Origin of the sequence: Rummeliibacillus stabekisii (assembly GCF_007988965.1) — a bacterium.
GTDB lineage: Bacteria > Bacillota > Bacilli > Bacillales_A > Planococcaceae > Rummeliibacillus > Rummeliibacillus stabekisii.
Map to the genome: position 1 here is coordinate 161,270 of NZ_BJVD01000004.1, position 18,579 is coordinate 179,848.

At 37.5% G+C, this 18,579-nt stretch carries 22 protein-coding genes; 17 read left to right on the forward strand and 5 right to left on the reverse strand.

All coding sequences use genetic code 11. The features are described 5' to 3' along the window. The first annotated feature begins 126 nt into the window (after nt 1-126). Both sufB and RST01_RS09945 read left to right on the forward strand, forming a co-directional pair. Nucleotides 127-1,524: a Fe-S cluster assembly protein SufB gene (gene sufB / locus RST01_RS09940; RefSeq protein ID WP_147196391.1), complete on the forward strand. Its 1,398-nt coding sequence runs from the start codon at nt 127-129 to the stop codon at nt 1,522-1,524. 240 nt (nt 1,525-1,764) lie between these two features. Then, the gene (locus RST01_RS09945) at nt 1,765-2,145 is read left to right on the forward strand and encodes a DUF1259 domain-containing protein (RefSeq protein WP_147196393.1); all 381 of its coding nucleotides are present in this window, start codon (nt 1,765-1,767) and stop codon (nt 2,143-2,145) included. A 101-nt stretch (nt 2,146-2,246) separates the two neighbouring features. Here RST01_RS09945 and RST01_RS09950 read toward each other — a convergent pair whose 3' ends face one another. Continuing rightward, a complete protein-coding gene (locus RST01_RS09950) occupies nt 2,247-2,759 on the reverse strand; it encodes a GNAT family N-acetyltransferase (protein ID WP_147196396.1) in 513 nt (170 codons plus the stop codon). A gap of 235 nt (nt 2,760-2,994) precedes the next feature. On the opposite strand from RST01_RS09950, the gene RST01_RS09955 reads away from it, so the two are divergent. The 4 genes from RST01_RS09955 to RST01_RS09970 all read left to right on the forward strand — a co-directional run bounded on the left by RST01_RS09955 (nt 2,995) and on the right by RST01_RS09970 (nt 6,485). Further along, nucleotides 2,995-3,459: an SMI1/KNR4 family protein gene (locus RST01_RS09955; RefSeq protein WP_184117583.1), complete on the forward strand. Its 465-nt coding sequence runs from the start codon at nt 2,995-2,997 to the stop codon at nt 3,457-3,459. Between the two features lie 157 nt (nt 3,460-3,616). Then, nucleotides 3,617-4,816, forward strand: a complete 1,200-nt coding sequence (locus tag RST01_RS09960) for a helix-turn-helix domain-containing protein (protein ID WP_147196400.1) — start codon at nt 3,617-3,619, stop codon at nt 4,814-4,816. An 82-nt stretch (nt 4,817-4,898) separates the two neighbouring features. Then, complete coding sequence (locus tag RST01_RS09965; RefSeq protein WP_147196402.1) at nt 4,899-6,107, forward strand: MFS transporter; 1,209 nt, start codon at nt 4,899-4,901, stop codon at nt 6,105-6,107. Between the two features lie 99 nt (nt 6,108-6,206). Then, nucleotides 6,207-6,485 carry a hypothetical protein gene (locus RST01_RS09970; RefSeq protein ID WP_147196404.1) on the forward strand — a complete coding sequence of 93 codons (279 nt, stop codon included), beginning with the start codon at nt 6,207-6,209 and terminating at the stop codon, nt 6,483-6,485. 288 nt (nt 6,486-6,773) lie between these two features. Here the strand turns inward: RST01_RS09970 and RST01_RS09975 are convergent, their stop codons facing one another. Next, complete coding sequence (locus RST01_RS09975) at nt 6,774-7,340, reverse strand: GNAT family N-acetyltransferase (protein ID WP_147196406.1); 567 nt, start codon at nt 7,338-7,340, stop codon at nt 6,774-6,776. A gap of 273 nt (nt 7,341-7,613) precedes the next feature. On the opposite strand from RST01_RS09975, the gene RST01_RS09980 reads away from it, so the two are divergent. The 7 genes from RST01_RS09980 (at nt 7,614) to RST01_RS10010 (ending at nt 14,129) form a co-directional block, all read left to right on the forward strand. Beyond that, entirely contained in the window at nt 7,614-8,468 is an 855-nt protein-coding gene (locus RST01_RS09980) for a DUF72 domain-containing protein (RefSeq protein WP_147196408.1), read from the forward strand. Between the two features lie 3 nt (nt 8,469-8,471). Continuing rightward, entirely contained in the window at nt 8,472-9,302 is an 831-nt protein-coding gene (locus tag RST01_RS09985; protein WP_147196410.1) for a sulfite exporter TauE/SafE family protein, read from the forward strand. Nucleotides 9,303-9,314: 12 nt separating this feature from the next. Further along, the gene (locus RST01_RS09990; protein WP_147196412.1) at nt 9,315-10,676 is read left to right on the forward strand and encodes a bifunctional metallophosphatase/5'-nucleotidase; all 1,362 of its coding nucleotides are present in this window, start codon (nt 9,315-9,317) and stop codon (nt 10,674-10,676) included. Nucleotides 10,677-10,721: 45 nt separating this feature from the next. Next, nucleotides 10,722-11,825 (forward strand): HD-GYP domain-containing protein, encoded by a 1,104-nt coding sequence (locus RST01_RS09995; RefSeq protein ID WP_147196414.1) that lies wholly within the window; start codon nt 10,722-10,724, stop codon nt 11,823-11,825. Between the two features lie 50 nt (nt 11,826-11,875). Further along, nucleotides 11,876-12,673 (forward strand): sporulation protein YunB, encoded by a 798-nt coding sequence (yunB, locus tag RST01_RS10000; protein WP_147196487.1) that lies wholly within the window; start codon nt 11,876-11,878, stop codon nt 12,671-12,673. Nucleotides 12,674-12,815: 142 nt separating this feature from the next. Next, nucleotides 12,816-13,733 (forward strand): lipoyl synthase, encoded by a 918-nt coding sequence (gene lipA / locus RST01_RS10005; RefSeq protein ID WP_147196416.1) that lies wholly within the window; start codon nt 12,816-12,818, stop codon nt 13,731-13,733. Nucleotides 13,734-13,763: 30 nt separating this feature from the next. After that, nucleotides 13,764-14,129, forward strand: a complete 366-nt coding sequence (locus RST01_RS10010; protein WP_147196418.1) for a YutD family protein — start codon at nt 13,764-13,766, stop codon at nt 14,127-14,129. A 20-nt stretch (nt 14,130-14,149) separates the two neighbouring features. Here RST01_RS10010 and RST01_RS10015 read toward each other — a convergent pair whose 3' ends face one another. Continuing rightward, nucleotides 14,150-14,416 carry a DUF3055 domain-containing protein gene (locus RST01_RS10015; RefSeq protein ID WP_066789222.1) on the reverse strand — a complete coding sequence of 89 codons (267 nt, stop codon included), beginning with the start codon at nt 14,414-14,416 and terminating at the stop codon, nt 14,150-14,152. A gap of 89 nt (nt 14,417-14,505) precedes the next feature. Between RST01_RS10015 and hepT the strand changes: the two genes are divergently transcribed. Both hepT and RST01_RS10025 read left to right on the forward strand, forming a co-directional pair. Then, nucleotides 14,506-14,958 carry a type VII toxin-antitoxin system HepT family RNase toxin gene (hepT, locus tag RST01_RS10020; RefSeq protein ID WP_147196420.1) on the forward strand — a complete coding sequence of 151 codons (453 nt, stop codon included), beginning with the start codon at nt 14,506-14,508 and terminating at the stop codon, nt 14,956-14,958. 1 nt (nt 14,959) lies between these two features. Further along, the gene (locus tag RST01_RS10025; protein ID WP_066789219.1) at nt 14,960-15,727 is read left to right on the forward strand and encodes a TIGR01457 family HAD-type hydrolase; all 768 of its coding nucleotides are present in this window, start codon (nt 14,960-14,962) and stop codon (nt 15,725-15,727) included. Nucleotides 15,728-15,761: 34 nt separating this feature from the next. Here the strand turns inward: RST01_RS10025 and RST01_RS10030 are convergent, their stop codons facing one another. Beyond that, nucleotides 15,762-15,959, reverse strand: coding sequence for a hypothetical protein (locus RST01_RS10030; RefSeq protein WP_147196422.1), 198 nt, complete (start codon nt 15,957-15,959; stop codon nt 15,762-15,764). A 33-nt stretch (nt 15,960-15,992) separates the two neighbouring features. Next, on the reverse strand, nt 15,993-16,229 hold the full coding sequence (locus RST01_RS10035) for a YuzB family protein (protein ID WP_066789217.1): 237 nt from the start codon (nt 16,227-16,229) through the stop codon (nt 15,993-15,995). Between the two features lie 263 nt (nt 16,230-16,492). On the opposite strand from RST01_RS10035, the gene RST01_RS10040 reads away from it, so the two are divergent. Both RST01_RS10040 and RST01_RS10045 read left to right on the forward strand, forming a co-directional pair. After that, nucleotides 16,493-17,557 carry an NAD(P)/FAD-dependent oxidoreductase gene (locus RST01_RS10040; RefSeq protein WP_066789215.1) on the forward strand — a complete coding sequence of 355 codons (1,065 nt, stop codon included), beginning with the start codon at nt 16,493-16,495 and terminating at the stop codon, nt 17,555-17,557. A 587-nt stretch (nt 17,558-18,144) separates the two neighbouring features. Beyond that, on the forward strand, nt 18,145-18,345 hold the full coding sequence (locus RST01_RS10045) for a cold-shock protein (RefSeq protein WP_147196424.1): 201 nt from the start codon (nt 18,145-18,147) through the stop codon (nt 18,343-18,345). Nucleotides 18,346-18,579 lie beyond the last annotated feature (234 nt).

Consider the following 18,579-nt stretch of genomic DNA (forward strand, 5'->3'; position numbering starts at 1 on the left):
CGCAGGAACGTAGTGATGAGGAGATTGAAGTCAAGCCCGTGGAAAGCGTCGTCTGAAGCGGAACATTTACACTACATCTAAAGTAACTTGCAGTGCAAGTTAGGGATAATAAGAGGAGGAGAAATAATGGCTAAACAAATGCCTGAAATTGGCGATTACGAGTACGGCTTCCATGACAAAGACGTATCCATTTTCCGTACAGAACGTGGGCTAACTCCTGAAATCGTAAAAGAGATCTCAAAAATGAAAGATGAGCCAGAGTGGATGCTTGACTTCCGCTTGAAATCATTAGACATTTTCTATTCAAAACCAATGCCTCAATGGGGCGGCGACTTATCCGGTTTAAACTTCGATGAAATTACGTACTACGTAAAACCATCTGAAGCAACTCAGAAATCATGGGATGAAGTACCTGCTGAAATCAAAGCAACATTTGATAAACTAGGTATCCCTGAAGCAGAGCAAAAATATCTTGCCGGTGTATCTGCACAATACGAATCAGAAGTGGTATACCACAACATGAAAGAAGAGCTTGAAAATTTAGGCGTTGTCTTCAAAGATACAGACTCAGCTCTTCGTGAAAACGAAGATCTTTTCAAAGAATACTTCGGTAAAGCAATCCCGCCAAATGACAACAAGTTTGCAGCATTGAATTCAGCTGTATGGTCAGGTGGTTCATTCATCTATGTACCAAAAGGCGTTGAACTTGAAACACCACTTCAAGCTTATTTCCGTATCAACTCTGAAAACATGGGTCAATTCGAGCGTACTTTAATCATCGTGGATGAAGGCGCAAGCGTGCACTATGTAGAAGGATGTACAGCACCTGTTTATACAACAAGTTCATTGCACAGTGCGGTTGTAGAAATCTTCATCAAAAAAGATGCATACTGCCGTTATACAACAATCCAAAACTGGGCAAACAACGTGTACAACTTGGTAACAAAACGTGCAACATGTGAAGAAAATGCAACAATGGAATGGATCGATGGTAATATCGGTTCTAAACTTACAATGAAATACCCAGCATGTATCCTAAAAGGCGAAGGCGCACGTGGTATGACTTTATCTATTGCGATTGCTGGACGCGGCCAAAACCAAGATACAGGCGCTAAAATGATTCACTTAGCACCAAACACATCATCAACAATTGTTTCTAAATCCATCTCAAAACACGGTGGTAACGTAACATACCGTGGACAAGTAAAATTCGGTAAACGCGCAACAAATGCTCGTGCCAATATCGAATGTGATACATTAATTATGGACAACGAATCAACTTCAGATACAATTCCTTACAATGAAGTGATGAATGATCAAATCGCTCTAGAACACGAAGCGAAAGTATCAAAAGTATCAGAAGAACAATTATTCTACTTGATGAGCCGTGGTGTTTCTGAACAAGAAGCAACAGAAATGATCGTAATGGGCTTCATCGAACCATTCACAAAAGAACTTCCGATGGAATATGCGGTTGAAATGAACCGTCTAATCAAATTCGAAATGGAAGGTTCTATCGGTTAATTTATATTAGCCAATACTAAAGGAGACGAACTATAAAAGTTCGTCTCCTTTTTTGCGATATACCACCAAACATATGAAGAACATCATTGAATCTGTATATTTTTATACGGATTCTTCTTTTATTTTAGAGAGTATTTCACCTAAAAACCGAACTTATTAATATCTATAGTAGCGTTGCCTATGCAAAACTTAAACAAGCTTCATATGCTGTAGTAGACAAGATAGAAAGGAGGGCTGAATTTGTCTACTTGCCAAAAACTAGCAGATATTATCGGTGGTGAAGTCGTACAATCAAACCCTTGTGTAGTTATGCATCTTCGAGATATTCGGGCAACGATTTTAGGTCGTCGCACTCTTTCACCATTAGCATTGCCATTTATGTTATCCTTTGAAAAAAATGGTCTTAATCTAGGTGAAAGTGTACTTCTTGAAAGAGAAGTTAATCCGATGCTTGATGCATTACGAAAAAGAGGGCTGAAAGTAACTGCATTTCATAACCATTGGCTGTTTGAAGAGCCAAGGTTAATGTATATGCATTGGGAAAACGTTGGAATGGATCCATTTGAGTTTGCTAAAAGAAGTTTTGAGGCAGCGCGTGAAGCTGGCCTGAAATTTATCTAATGATTAAATCAAGAATGTAAAACTGGAACATCGGAAGATTTGAATTTCAACAAGGAGACGAACCATGATAGTTCGTCTCCTTTTTTAATCCAAATTCGAATTTATTCCTCTGTAGGATTGCTGGGTCCATTCAGTTCTAATTGATAAAAGGCTAAATCAAGCCACTTGTTGAATTTAAAACCCGCTTTTTGTATGGTACCTGAATACACAAAGCCAAAGTTTTTATGCATCGCAATACTTTTTTCATTCGTTGCATCAATACCAGCGATGAGGGTCATATACTCCTGTTCTTTAGCAATTGCAATAATTTCCTTCAATAAAGAGGATCCAATTCCTTTTTTCCTGTACTGTGTATCTACATAAACAGAATGTTCAATAGAATATTTATAGGCGGGCCAGGCTCTAAAAGGGCCGAATGTCGCAAAACCAACTACTTTATCGTCTTCTTCACATACGACTATTGGATAACCTTCTGCTCTCTTTTGTTCAAACCAAGCTTCCCTGCTTTCAAGTGTTTGGGGGGTATAGGAGTAAACAGCTGTTGTATGGAGTATGGCGTCATTATAAATATGCAAAATGTCGACTAAATCTTTTTCAGTGGCTTCTCTGATCATTTTTCTCTTCCTTTCAAATGGTCTTTTCTTATCATTGTAGAATGTTCCATGCAAAACGTAAAATTGTACTTATGAGTCGTTTGCTATAATATAAAGTTCAACTACAGATAAGACACTTGCATTACCAACATTTAAAAGAAAAGGAGGGTTTAACATTACTAAAATTAAAGACGTTTTAGATGAACTAAAAAGTCAGTTAGACGAGAATTTTACAAGACTTGAACCTACTGGAATATTGGACATAGATGACAAAGAAATTCTGCGTGAGGTATGTACATTTAATGAGGCTGCAACAGAAGATGAGATTAATTTAGTAGAAAAGGAATTGGGTATTACAATGCCTATTGACTATCGAGATTTTTTACTACTTCATAATGGCATGACATTGTTTAGTTCTTACCTTACTAGTTATACTTTTTTTAGTTTAGATGAAATCCGCACAAATTTTTTGATTGTACAAAAGGATTTTAAAGAAGAAGATCTTGAACCTACTAAGGATTATCCTATTGGGGAGTACCCGGATGTTGGCTATATTATGATAAGTGACGCATTAGTTACGAAATATTCTTCACAAGGTGCAATCTATGTGGGCCATATCCTGCCAGAAGAAACAGAAGAATCATTTGTTTCTTTTATAGAAAATGTGATTAAAAAAACAGGCGAGTTCTTTTGGGAGGATCAAAGCCTTACAGAATATTAAACGATCAGGGACCACATCAATATGTGGCCTTTTTTATTTTCTATTACGATTGTGTAAGTGGGCCCAGCTTTTATGCTTAAGTATCGATTGTAATCTTCATTTACACAATATTTAAACATCTCTTTTTGTTACACTATATTATAAGGGGTGACAACGAATGGAGAAAGAGAAATATTGGGGGAAACTCATTAAATATCACAGGCAAATGCAAGGGCTAAAGCAAGATGATTTAGCAATTGGGATTTGTACAGCTTCTTATTTGAGCCGAATAGAAAATGAAGTTGTGATGGCTGACGAGAATGTTTATACCATGTTATTTGAGCGTCTTGGCATTAATTTTATAACAGAGCAAAAACAAGTAAAACAGGTGAATATGCAACTAGAGAATTTTTATGAACAGCTTCTTTCAAATCAAACATTAAACGACCAAGAGTTGAATGACTTAGTATCCTGGCAGTCGAATGAATTGCATCGAACGTTGCAATTACGCGCTAAACTTGTCTATATTCGTTATCTCCTTTCAATAGATTATTTAAAAGAAGCTAAGGACCAATTGCAAAAGATCGAAATATTTATTTCCTGGCAACAGGATAGGGAAACCCAAATGTATATTGGAACTTCTACATACTTTTATTTATCGACTATGAACTATACCGCGATTTTAGAACGAGAAGATAAGCTGCATTTACGTCATTTATTGCTTACCACAAACCAATTTGAATTAGCTAATTATGATTACCATTTAGCATTCGCCGCACACCGAGCTTATGCCTTTCAACAAGCTTTAACGTATATTGAAAGAGCAAATCAATCATTTACTCATTTTTACAAGCCACTCTTTCAATTAAAGCTGTATTCCATGAAAGGTGTAATCTTGAATGCACTTGGCCGATATGGCGAAGCAATGAGAGAATTTGAGGCTGGTATGAATTTGTTGAGCCATGTACAAGAAATTCAGACAGCACGACAATACAGCTCATTAATGAATAATATTGCATTTAGTTTTGAAAGTCAGGGAGATTATGAGCGTGCCCAGCAACATTACCAGAAAGCCAATGACTATCTAGAAGATTTACATACTGTTATCAATTGGATGCGAGCGAGTTATAGAGCAAATGATTTTGAGACGCTTAGCTTGCTATTCGATTGCTATCCACAAGAGCGTTTTTCAATTGGCCATCATCTCTATCAATGGGAGTTACTATCTATGGCATTGCATCCAGAAGATCATACTTTGGAACAACTGCAAGATATCGAACGACGTGCCTTCATTTATTTTGATGAACAGAATCATTTAGAGCTAATACTGTTTTATGTCCCCCTTTGGGCAACATTTTATGAGCGTCTGCAAGTATAAACCTGCAAGTGCTTGTTATCGTAGAGCTTTTAAAGCAAGTGAAAAGTCTCGAAGTTTATTGAGTCATTAAGGGGGAGAGGCAATGGTGTTAAACAGAAACTATTTACTACTCTTAACCGGATTTGGGATTTCTAATTTAGGCAACTGGATTTATTTAATTGCTTTAAACTTATCAGTATGGCATCTAACTCATTCACCAGCAGCTGTGTCAGGACTCTTTATTGTAGGTCCTGTAGCCCGTATCTTGTGTAATTTTTTCGCTGGGACATTTATTGACCGTCATAATAAAAGACGTATCATCATCTGGAGTGATATTGTGCGAGGTATCATTGTTTGTCTAATGCCTTTTGCACAATCCGTTTGGTTGATCTATCTGTTCATTGGGATTGCTAATATTGCAAGTTGTTTTTTTGCTCCTAGCAGTACAGTCCTCATTGCAAAATTAGTCAATGATCAGGATAAACAACGCTTCAATGCGATTAATAGTACTATCGGTTCTGGCTCTTTTATGCTGGGACCAGCGCTCGCAGGTTTCATCATAGGTGCGACAAATACATCAGTTGCCATGTGGGTAAATGGCTTATCATTTTTTGCTTGTGCATGGCTTATCTTTTTATTACCTATCAATGTACTAGTGACAGATGAAAAATACGAAAGAATAACAGTGCATTTGATACGGGAAGATTTTAAGCACGTAGGGGAATATTGTAAAGAAAAGTTGCCCTATCTTCTACTTTTTATATTTTATTCTCTTGCATTGATGATAGCTTTCGCTTTAGATTCGCAGGAAATGACATTTATTAAACAGTACTTGTTAGCATCTGATAGCCTGTATGGCATCACAGTAACGATGGCGGGCGTCGGAGCTATTTTAGGAGGAGTGATGGCAACAGCTGCTGCAAAATGCTTTTCTTACAGCTTGTATATTGGTTGCGGCCTGACCCTGACTCTCTTTAGTTATTTTTCTTTTTACGCATCACACTCCATCCGTTTTGCTGTGATTAGCCTTATGCTACTTGGCTTTTGTATGGCATTCAGCAATACAGGGTATGATACATTCTTTCAAAAAACTATACCGACAAATCTGATGGGGCGCTTTAGCAGCACGTTAAGCCTTGGCCAAAGTATACTTCAGATCACATTTACCTTTTGTATAGGCTTGTTTGCCGAATGGTGGTCAGTACAGGCAGTGGCTTTAATTTTTTCAAGTATAGGTATTATGTTAGCACTTAGTTTATTTTTTATTATTTTACGTAATACATCTCACTTTGCTTTTGAAAAGCAAATATAAAGGCTAGGTGGTTAATTCAAACCTAAACCTACTACTCTAAAGCCTAGGTCAAAACCTAAAACAAAATGGAATACATTCAGGCTAATAGGAGGCGATCAAATGAAAGAAGAACAAAAATACGATTTAGAAAACGCTACATTCGAAACACTTATGCAACTCCTAGAAATTGGACATGAAATTGAATTTACTTATAAAAATAAGGAATACTTTATTTCAAACTTTCAGGACGGTCGATCATTAATATTAGATTCAGAAGAATTATGTGATTACACACATGATATCAATAAATTTATTAAAATAGCACAAGTCGACGGAATGACAATTGGAGAACTATTTAAAAATCATAATGATAAAATAGAATTCGGGACTATCTATTAAAAATAAAATATAATCAAAAAGAACACCTAGTTTTTAACAGCATACAAGGTGTTCTTTTTATAATAATTTTTAGATTCCAATTCCATCCTGCAGTGACTGAAATGTTTTTCTTCCACCTCGGACTCAGTGTATATTCGCACAAGTCGAATTTTTTACTCCCGAAATCTTTAAAACACTTTTAAACAAAAATTAAGACGAAAATTTTATAATTGGAATTAATTTCTAGGGCTGCTCTACTTCATTAAAAGTTATGCTAGGTGACTCTATTTCTTTTAAATATGAAATATGTTATTTCGCTTGACGATAGTTATCTTCTTTTAATGAGAGAATATCTTCAACAGCTTGAGGGGGTGCATCGTATATTTCCTCAGAATCATAGCTGTGAATCTCTTTGTAAACAGTTTCCATTGTGTCGATAGCCCAACGCGGTGATTTTATTGTTGGAGACCAGTAGAATAGGTCCAAATCAATTACCTCTTTTGTGACTGGATGGATCCGTGTATATTCAACATCATTCATTCTTCTAAATCCAGATTTCTCGTAAAAGCGGACACGTTTCCTAGTATCGGGGGAGTCGGCTGAAACTGGTTCTACTTCGAGGATAATAGGTTTCTTTTTCTGCTTTAGGTGATTTAGTACCTTACTTCCGGTTCCCTTGCTTCTACCTCCACTGTATACCAAGATGAAATCGACAAATACGAAATCCTCTTTTTCAAAGTATACGAGAACGAAATTAGGACCTTCTTCAACTTTGTAAAACTTTCCTTTATCAGCTAAAAGCTTATCAAAGTGTTCTTTCGACTTTAATTCACTTTCAGGAAAATAATCTTTTAATGCTGTGTACCAATTGTTCATTAGATGAATCGCTCCTCTTATTTTTTTCGGACGGAAAACCTCTACTTCTTACATACCTTAAATAATAAAATGTAAACAAAATTGAAGTTATTTAATGCTGATCATTTTATCACTTTGGAGAAAAGGGTAAATTCTTAAAAACTACGAAGAGGTGAGGAGCAAGATGGAGTATGCTAGATTACTTCGAAGAGAAATTGGGGTTACTGGTTGAATTAATATAATTCGTAAACAGCCCTATGATATGATAGATAAAGAAAGTTTAGGAGGGGAAATATGATTAAAATTGGTTTAACTGGTTGGGGAGACCACCCAAGTTTGTATCGTTCTAAAGGTTCTTCCAAGGATAAATTATATGATTATAGCAGCCATTTTCCCATTGTTGAAGTAGACACTTCTTTTTATGCGATTCCTTCTAAACATAATATCGAAAAATGGATTGCGGAGACACCGGAGCATTTTCAATTTGTGGTGAAGGCATATCAAGGGATGACGGGGCATTTGCGTGACGACATACCTTTTGAAAGCAAGGAAGAGATGTTCAGTGCTTTTAAAGAGGCAGCGCAAACCTTTCAAGAGGCAGGAAAATTGGCGCTAGTTTTAGTTCAATTTCCACCATGGTTTGATTGTAAAAAGAGCAATGTTGACTATATCCGCTATGTGAAACAGCAGCTGAAGGACTTTCCCATAGCCATCGAATTTCGAAATCAGACATGGTATAGCGAAAAATGGCGGGATAATACGCTTCAATTTTTAAAACTGGAAGATCTTTGCCATACAGTGTGTGATGAGCCGCAAGCAGGCGTAGGCTCTGTTCCTCTCGTTCCTGTCGCAACAGCCGATAAGGTATTGCTGCGCATACACGGCAGGAACATTTATGGCTGGAGAAATCCTGGCAATAGTGAGCAGTGGAGAAAAGTGCGCTTTCTTTATGATTACAATCAAGAGGAATTGCTTCAATTGAAAGAAGCTGTGGAAGATTTGCAGCAGCAATGCAAAGAAGTGTATGTATTATTTAATAACAACTCAGGCCATCATGCAGCGAAAAATGCGCATACATTAAAAGAGATGCTAGGCATCGAATTTGAAGATCTATCTCCAAAACAATTGGATCTTTTTGAAGGAGAGTAACGAATGGCATATGTATTATTGGCAGTCATTGGTGTTTGTTCAGGAATCATTGGTGCGCTTGTAGGACTTGGCGGTGGTGCTATTTTGGTGCCAGCTGCCTTATTCATCAGTTCCGCAACTGGAATGCTTTCCGATTTGACACCGCAAAAAGTGGTTGGTCTTTCTGTGGTAATGATGATTGCGACTGGATTATCTTCTACTTTGTCGTATATGAAATCAAAAACGGTGGATTATAAAAGTGGGTTAATATTTTTTATAGGAAGTGCGCCCGGTACTATACTAGGAGCGTATGTCAATAAAGGAATCAATCTGCCGTCTTTTAATTTCTACTTTGGTATATTGTTAATTGTTTTAGCAGCTATTCTTCTTTTTCGAGACTATATGAAGCCTGTTCAATGGTTTGTACAACATGGCGAGAAGCGGATTTTTGTAGATGAGGTTGATGGTAAAAGCTATGAGTATGGCTATCCATTATGGTTTGCTGTTTCCTTAACGTTTCTTATTGGCTTTGCTTCTGGGCTATTTGGCATCGGAGGCGGTTCGATGATTGTTCCAGCAATGATTATTTTATTTTTGTTCCCGCCACATGTTGCGATTGCGACTTCCATGTTTATGGTATTTCTTTCATCAATCATTAACTCTGCCAGCCATATTTACCTTGGTCATGTACCTTGGCTTTACGTGCTGCCAGTCGTTCCGGGTGCCTATATAGGGGCGAAAATAGGAGCAGCATTAAATAAAAAAATTAATTCAAAAATGCTTGTTGTATTATTAAGAATTATATTATTACTTCTCGGAGTTCATTCAATTTATGAAGGAATTGTCGGGAATTAGAGAGGTGCTTGCATGTTAGAGACTATTCATATATACCATACAAATGATGTGCATAGCCATCTGGATTATTGGCCAAGAACGGAAGCATTTTTAACAAAACAAAAGAAGCTACATGAGGAAAAAGGGGAGAGCTGCTTTATCTTAGATATCGGCGATTTTATTGATCGTTCGCATATTTATACTGAAGCTACATTGGGCCAAGGGAATGTCAAACTGTTAAATAATGCTCATTATGATGCAGTAACAATTGGAAATAATGAAGGCATAACTCTCTCAAAGGATGGATTAAATAGTTTATATAAAAATGCTCAATTCGATGTTATTGTGGGCAATTTGAAACTTGATGGTCAGACACCTAGCTGGGCAAAGCCATATACCATCTATCAAACAGCACAGGGTACAAAAATAGGAGTAGTAGCTGCTACAGCTGAATTTAAAACGTATTATGAGCCGCTTGGATGGTCAATAGATGAGCCATTGAAATCCTTGCAAGATACGGTTGAGGCGATTCATTCAGAAGTGGATCTCGTTCTTTGCATGTCTCACTTAGGCATTCATATGGATGAACAGCTTGCAGTGCTATGCCCTAAAATCGATGTTATTTTTGGCTCACACACCCACCATGTTCTTCAACAAGGAAAAGTAGTGGGCAAAACATTGTTAACGGGCGGCGGAAAGTATGGAACTTATGTAGGTCATACAGTAATTACTTATAATCAAAGCCATCAAAAAGTGGAGAGAAAAGAAACTGAACTTCAGCCTACAACCGAGATGCCAGCTGTAAAAGATGAGAAATCATTTAATACAAAGCTGATAGAAGAAGGAAAGAGCTTGTTGAATTATCCTGTCTTTATAGCAGAAAAATATTTAAACAAGGAATGGTTCCATCATTCTGCGCTATCCCGTTATTTTGCAGAAGCTTTATTAGAATTCTCACAAGCAGATTGTGCTTTGTTTAACGCTGGGATTTTTCTACGTGATTTGCCTAAGGGTGAGGTAACTGCATTTGAAGTACATCAATGTTTGCCACATCCCATCAACGCTTGTGTGATTGAAATTAGCGGGAATGAATTAAAACAATCCTTAGAGCTGATAGATCAATCTATCCAATGGCCCTATAATGAGTTAAAAGGCCTAGGGTTTCGAGGAGTAGTTCTTGGCAAAATGTTAACATACGGATGTTCCCTGCAAAATGGCCAATTATATATAAATGGAGAAAAAGCCGCTGATCATAAGGTATACAAGCTGGCAACGTTGGATATGTTTACATTTGGATTTTTCTTTCCAGAGTTCAAAAAGTTGCCTAAAACATACTTGTTACCACAATTCTTACGTGATATTCTGATTTTATATGGAAAAAAAGTAGTCAAATAAGTATTATTTTAATTAGATTGACTTTGAAAGAATGGGGAAAAAGCCATGCGGTTGATAACAACTACAGTTTTAAAAGCAGGTATGATTATTGGCAGAACAATTTGGAATGAGGCGAATAGACCACTATTGCAAAAAGGAGCAAAGGTTTCTGAACCTATGATTAAGCGGCTGCAACAGTTGAATATTCACTATGTCTATATTGATGATGAGATTTCCTCCAATATTGAAATAGAAGAAGCTATTCCTATTGATATGCGTTTAAAAGCAGTCACCCAAATCTCCTCCTCATTTAATAAATTGAAAAATGTAAAAGGGAAGGAAATGACCTATTGCTTAGACCAGGAATCGAAGCACTTTGCGGGCATTATTGATGATTTGCTTGATAATATCATGAAAAGCCGCGAGGTTCTTACTGTATTAAGTGATGCTTTCCTCTATGATCATTATATTTATCAGCACTCTATGCAAGTTGCGATCTATTCAATCGCTATTGCAAAAGAGATGAATTACAGTGCAACAGAATTACGCCAAATTGGCATTGGGGCCATTTTGCATGACGTTGGAAAGATGATGATTCCACAGGCCATACTTTCAAAACCGGACAGGCTGTCAGATCAAGAATATGAAACAATGAAGCAGCATGCCCAATTTGGGTTTGACTTGCTTCGAAACTTACATACGATTTCCCTATTATCAGCGCATTGTGCATTTCAGCATCACGAGAGATTGGATGGTAGTGGCTATCCTCGTGGCTTATTAAATTTTGAAATCCATCCCTACGCAAAAATAATAGCTGTAGCAGATGTCTTTGATGCAGTGACCTCCAACCGGGTTTATCGAGAAAAGATGATGCCATCGCATGGTGTAGAGATTATTAAAAAAGGCAGTGGCACATTGTATGATGAACAGGTGGTCGAGGCTTTTCGGCGGTCGGTCTCCTATTATCCAAACGGCACAGTTCTACTTTTGTCAGACGGCAGAAGAGGCATTGTCTGCAAGCAATATAAGGACAATCCAGAACGTCCATGGCTGCGGATTTTTGAAGAAAGCGGCAGGATGGTGAAGGCAACTTATGAGCTGTTGCTCGCAGACTGTCCAGAAGTATTTGTTGAATCGATAGACGATGCATTTGTCCCTGATATTGAATAATAAATGCCTTCTAGTCATATAAGTGATTAGGAGGTATCTTTTTGCGCTTAATGAAGAAAAGAAAGAAATTATTTGTGGTAAGACGGTCTCGCTTTTTGCCCGTAGTGCTGGGAAGCATTGTAGGCTGTGTGCTTCTTTTCTTTTATATAATAAATGTTCGCCTGATGCCTATCTTTTTACAATACGCGGAAGCTGAAACCAATAGCATTGCGTCTTATGTAATTAGCCAAGCTATTTATGCCGATAAAGATGGTGAACAAAATAATTATGATATTATCGAAAAGGTCGATCCTAATAGTAATGGAGATTCAAGCATGACAGATACAAAATTAGATACTGCAGCTATCAACCGAATCATTTCCGAAAAATATAAATTAGTGCAGTCTTATTTAGAAGAAGCGGAAAGTGGAAATTTAGATCATTTGCCGAAAGCTGACAATATTGAATATGATGTGGATGCCATGCAAAAGGATGGAGGAATTATTTTTTATGTACCCCTTGGGTTAGCCACAGGCATGCCAATGCTTGGCAACTTAGGTCCAAAAATTCCGATTCGTTTTCATATAGTCGGCCATGTAAATGTAGATGTAGAAAGAAATATTAAAGAATTTGGTATAAATAATGCATACGTAGAACTCAGTGTTAAAACGAAAGTCAATGTCCAAATCATTGTACCATTTGCCAGCAAATCAGCCATCGTCGAGCAGACAAATCCGGTAGCAGCCACTTTAATTAAAGGTGGTGTTCCGAATGTCTATTCAAAAGACGGCAGCACATCCCCTTCAGTCGAAGTACCTATACCTACAGAAGGAAATAAAAATAAAGAGCAAAATGAAAATGCACACTAGGGATTAGGGTTATGATGACGAATTATAGTTGAATAAATCCAATAAATGCTATATTAACCTAGACGCGGTTGTCTGAATGCACTGGTTATGATAAATTGACAACAGGGATGATTATTTTTTTATGAAGGGATGGGATTACATCATGACCACATGTAAACCGACAAAGGAAGAGCACATTCGAAAACCGGATTGGCTAAAAATCAAGTTAAATACCAATGATGAATATAAAGGTCTTAAAAAATTAATGCGCGAGAAGAATCTTCACACAGTTTGTGAAGAAGCGAGATGCCCGAACATTCACGAATGCTGGGGAGAACGCCGTACAGCTACATTCATGATCCTAGGAGATGTTTGTACGAGAGCATGCCGTTTTTGCGCTGTTAAAACAGGTCTTCCGAATGAATTGGACTTAGCAGAGCCAGAGCGCGTAGCAGACTCTGTACAGCTGATGAACCTAAAACATGCTGTTATTACAGTGGTAGCACGTGATGATTTGAAAGATGGAGGAGCAGGTGTATTAGCGGAGACGGTAAGAGCAATTCGTCGTAAAAACCCATTCACCTCTATTGAAGTATTACCATCTGATATGGGCGGTGTGAAGGAGAACTTGCAAATTTTAATGGATGCAAAGCCAGATATTTTAAATCACAATATCGAAACAGTGCGTCGATTATCTCCAAGAGTTCGTGCCCGTGCTACATATGAACGTTCTTTAGAATTTTTGCGTCGTGCAAAAGAAATGCAACCAGAAATTCCGACAAAATCCTCACTTATGATCGGACTTGGTGAAACAGAAGAAGAAATAATTGAAGTAATGGATGATTTACGTGCCAATGATGTGGATATCATGACAATTGGCCAATATTTGCAGCCGACAAAAAAACATTTGCCTGTGAAGAAGTACTATTCACCAATAGAATTCGGCAAACTACGCAAAATTGCAATGTCTAAAGGATTCAAACATTGTGAGGCTGGCCCGCTTGTACGCAGTAGCTACCATGCAGATGAGCAAGTAAATGCAGCGACAAAGGAAAAACAAGCACTTGGCGATCAAGCGTAATCACCTTATAAGAATGGAGGGTGAGCTTACATGATTTTAGCGGACCAATGGATGTATGATTTAATTGAAAACCATAAAGAAGGATTTAAACAAGAAGATTTTGATAGCCGCTATAGCGAGATTCTAACCAAATATGATTATATTGTTGGTGATTGGGGCTATGGCCAGCTTCGCTTAAAAGGTTTTTACGAAGATAAAAATCAAAAAGCTAATTTTGATACACGCATTAGCACATTGCAGGATTATTTATATGAGTACTGCAACTTTGGCTGTGCTTACTTTGTCTTAAAGAAAATGGGCAAAGCTAAGAAAACGGAAGAAATAGTAAATGCAGAGACGAATCAAGAAGAGGTAACTATAGAAGAAGAGCAAACAAAAACAACGCAGGAGCAGTAAATTGCCCCAGCGTTGTTTTTTTAGCCGATTAATTCATATAAATATTCGCGTAGTTCTTGAGCCTCTTCAGGCGGACGGTTATAAACAGCTTCTATATAGCCGGGTTCATCCAAATCATCACTACCCAAAATAGCAAAGCGGCTATATTGCATATCAAGAACGAGCAATTTACCGTAAAAACGTCCGCTTTGCATAATTGCTAAGTCGTAACGTTGATTTTCACCCATAAAGCTGACGAATCTTGTTTGGGTTTCTTCCAAATCATCGTATAAGAAAAATCTTTCCATGTGAACGCAGCCCCTTCCAATCCTAAAAATTATGGTACTATAGAAGAGGACAAACTATCAACCTTAAACATGTGACTGGAGGCTTTACAGTGTATTTTGTTGACCGTAAAAAAATTGTGAAAAACCTAGAATATATGGAAGAGCTAATCACTACGTATGAACAAAGTAATGATTGGCTAGAGGACCGCGTACACCGTTTAGCAGTTGAACGCATTGCCAATATATTGATTGAGGCGATTATCGATGTGGGTAATAGCATGATTGATGGATTTATTATGCGAGATCCAGGCAGTTATGAGGATATTATAGATATTTTAGTGGACGAATCAGTTATTACCTCTGAGATGGACGAGCCGTTGAAAGAACTGATTGGCTTGCGTCGCGGACTTGTACGCGATATTTTAGATGTAATCGACGAAGAAGTAGTCAATGTATTGACAAAGAACTTGGCTGCTATTAAAGAATTTTCTCCAAAGGTGAAAGATTACTTAACAAATGAGTTAGGCCCTGTGACTGCTTTTATCCCGGAAGGTGAAGAGTAAAATGAAATCCTATTTAGCGTATATATTTGACCTTGATGGAACGGTGTACAGAGGAAAAGAGGTAATTGAGGATTCGAAGACCTTTATTTCGTATTTAAAAGAAAAAGGCATTGAGCCTTTTTATGCCACAAATAATGCAAATATGACTGCTGCCCAAGTACAAGAGAAACTTAAAAAAATGGGTATCGAAACAAGCATTGACCGGATTATGACCTCAGCAATTGCGACAGCAAAATACATTGCAACAGCTTATCCCCAAAAAACTGCAAAAGTTTTAGGTGGAGATGGCTTAAAACAAGCCTTACTTGATGAGGGGGTTGAAGTAGTCACTGAACAACCGGATGTAGTTGCACAAGGTATGAATACAGAACTAACCTATCATATGCTGGCAGATATCTGTTTTGATATACAAAATGGCGCATCCTTTGTCGTGACTAACCCTGATGTAAAATATCCAACTGAAAGAGGATTTGCACCAGGAAACGGTGCACTTGCCGAAATGGTGCATACAGTAACTGGCGTCGAACCCCTCTATATAGGTAAACCAGCAAGCAATATGCTTGAGCTCATACGTACTAGTTTTGACCTGCAAAAAGAAGATATGATTATGATTGGCGACAATTATGATACAGACATGATGTGTGGCATCCAGTATGGAATCGATACATTACATGTCAATACCGGCGTTTCCAGAACAGACGACGTAAAGAAAAAAGAATTGCGTCCTACATTTACAGTAGACACGTTGATTGAATGGGTCGGGAATTAACTAAATAAAAAAAGAAGGGACTTTCTGTGGATAATCAGAAAGTCCCTTCTTCGTATTGAAATAAAACTGTATTAAGAATAATGGTTAGTGACACTGGCGCTTCTCGCATTAGTTTTAGGTATTGCAATGGTAATTTGAATAATAGAAGGGGAATTAACGTAGACTCCTGCGGGATAGCGAGCAGGCTCGACGCTCGCCCGCGGAAAGCGAAGTTAATTCCACTTCGATTCATAGCACCTATTTATCCGCCTCACTAGAACATTCCTTAGAATAAAGGATTTTCTTCTATGAATTGATAAATGTTCTTTGTCAGTTCTTCCGGCGTTTCGCCTTCTACCATTTCGCCATTAACAAGCGCATAAAGCGATTCTGAACATCTTGTACAATAGCTTAAACAGCCATATTCCAACACATCTATGTTTGGATCTTTTTCTAACGCTTCAAATGTATCTTGAGAGCCGTTTGCTAAATTGCTCACGCAAAATTCAACAAGGGGATTCATTCTACCTCACCTCATTTCGAATGCTACTATTATTTTGTATATTCGTCAATGTTGAGCATGCGTTAATCTTTATTTATTCGACATTTCTCTGCCTAATCAATTTAACCTCAACGCCACATACTTGTTTAATATTTAAAGAAAAACCCTCGGATTAATGTTTCAATTTATATTTGTGAAACTTCTCACAAGTGTATTGTGAAAAACATCACAATCAGTTATAATGGGGATGAAAATGTGACGAAATTGTTAAAAGGGAGATTTCGATGAGACGTTTAGTATTATTGGGCGGAGGATACGGCAACATGCGCGTACTAAGCCGCTTATTACCCAACAACTTACCTGAAGATATTGAAATTATTTTAGTAGACCGCACCCCGTTTCATAGTCTAAAAACGGAATTTTACGCATTAGCCGCAGGTACAACACCTGAAAAGGAAATTCGCGTAAATTTCCCCCAACACGAACGCCTGTCAAAAGAGTATGGTGAAATCGTGAAAATTGATATTGAAAACAAAGTGGTTGTGCTAGATGAAAATCGTGAAATTGCATATGATGACTTAATCATTGGGCTTGGATGCGAAGATAATTACCACCATGTACCTGGAGCAGACGAACTAACATACAGCATCCAGACAATGGCGAATTCTCGTCTGACTTACAATGCGCTTGGCGGCCTTCCGTCAGGTTCTACTGTAGCTATTGTCGGCGCCGGCCTAAGCGGCATTGAGCTTGCGAGTGAGCTGCGTGAAAGTCGAGAGGATTTGACAATCAAATTATTCGACCGTGGACCGCGTATTTTAAAGGACTTCCCAGAGCGATTAAGCAACTACGTAAAAAAATGGTTTGACCGTCATAATGTAGAGGTCATAGCGCAATCAAATATTACAAAAGTAGAAGATAAGATACTTTATAATCACGAAGAGAAAATTGTAGCAGACGCCATTGTATGGACGGCAGGTATCCAGCCAGTAAAAGTTGTCCGCGATACAGGGTTAGAATTAGACAAAGGAAGAATCGCAGTTACTCAATATATGAATGTACCAAATGATGAACATGTCTATATTGTAGGGGATTGCGCGGCATCACAATTTGGTCCTAGTGCTCAGCTTGCAGAAGAACAAGCGGAGCATATCGTCAAAGTCCTTAAACTACGCTGGAGCAATCAGTCTCTTCCAGAAAAAATGCCTGAAATTAAATTAAAAGGATTTATGGGAGCTCTAGGAAAGAAACAAGGCTTTGTTTATATGGCCGATACGACTGTCACAGGCCGTATCGCTCGTTTAATGAAATCTGGACTGCTGTGGATGTATAAGCGTCACAACGGTTAATAATTAGCTAGAAACGTTGCTATAGCAGCGTTCCTAGCTTTTTTATGTTGGCTGAGTTAATGAAATATCACATATTTATCACATTCCACTTTTAGAAATGGACAATTCCATCAAATCACCAAACTTATTCACCATTTTCTCCTGAGCATCTTTTTTAATTTTTCTGAAACGTGAGTATAAATGTTATAAGCGGTTTTTGAATTTTCGTGCGAACACGATCCATAATGGTTTTTAAATCAACGCGAGCTTCAACGAGTAAAGTAAAATGTGTGTGGCGTAAAATATGCGGTATGTTAAAGCATACTCTATAGATAAATATATGGTATAATCAACCTGTGAGAATTCATTGATACGCTCAAAGCCTGTCTTCTTGTGGAGGATAGGGCTTTTTTTATTTACTTGAATCTAAATATTAGACAAACGTGTATTCATGGTATATTATTAAGGTAATAAAAGTACTTTATAGAAATAACTTGAATTTACATATTACAAAGAGTAATCGTGTTTGTTCAGTACTTTTTGTAATATGTGAATTTTTTTCTTTAAAAAGCTTATATATTAATAATTTTTTAATGGAGGTCATTTAAATGACACAAGGTACAGTAAAATGGTTTAACGCAGAAAAAGGTTTCGGATTCATCGAAGTTGAAGGCGGAGCAGACGTATTCGCTCACTTCTCAGCAATCCAAGGTGAAGGTTTCAAATCTTTAGACGAAGGTCAAAAAGTTGAATTTGAAGTTGAAGAAGGCCAACGCGGACCACAAGCTACAAATATTGTTAAACTTTAATTTTAATTAATTCGGCAGAATGTCTAAATAAAATTGCATGAAGATGAGTAGCTTTTTGTAGCAGGTAACTTAATTGTTACCTGTTTTTTTACATTTTTTATTTTTGATAAAATAGTGTATCGTCATCTCGGAGAGGATTTAAAATTCGAAAGGACGGGTTGGTTTTGTATAATCTCATTGCTGTTTATTTAGAAAAAAACGAAACAGACATGTATTATTCGGCGTATGATTTTA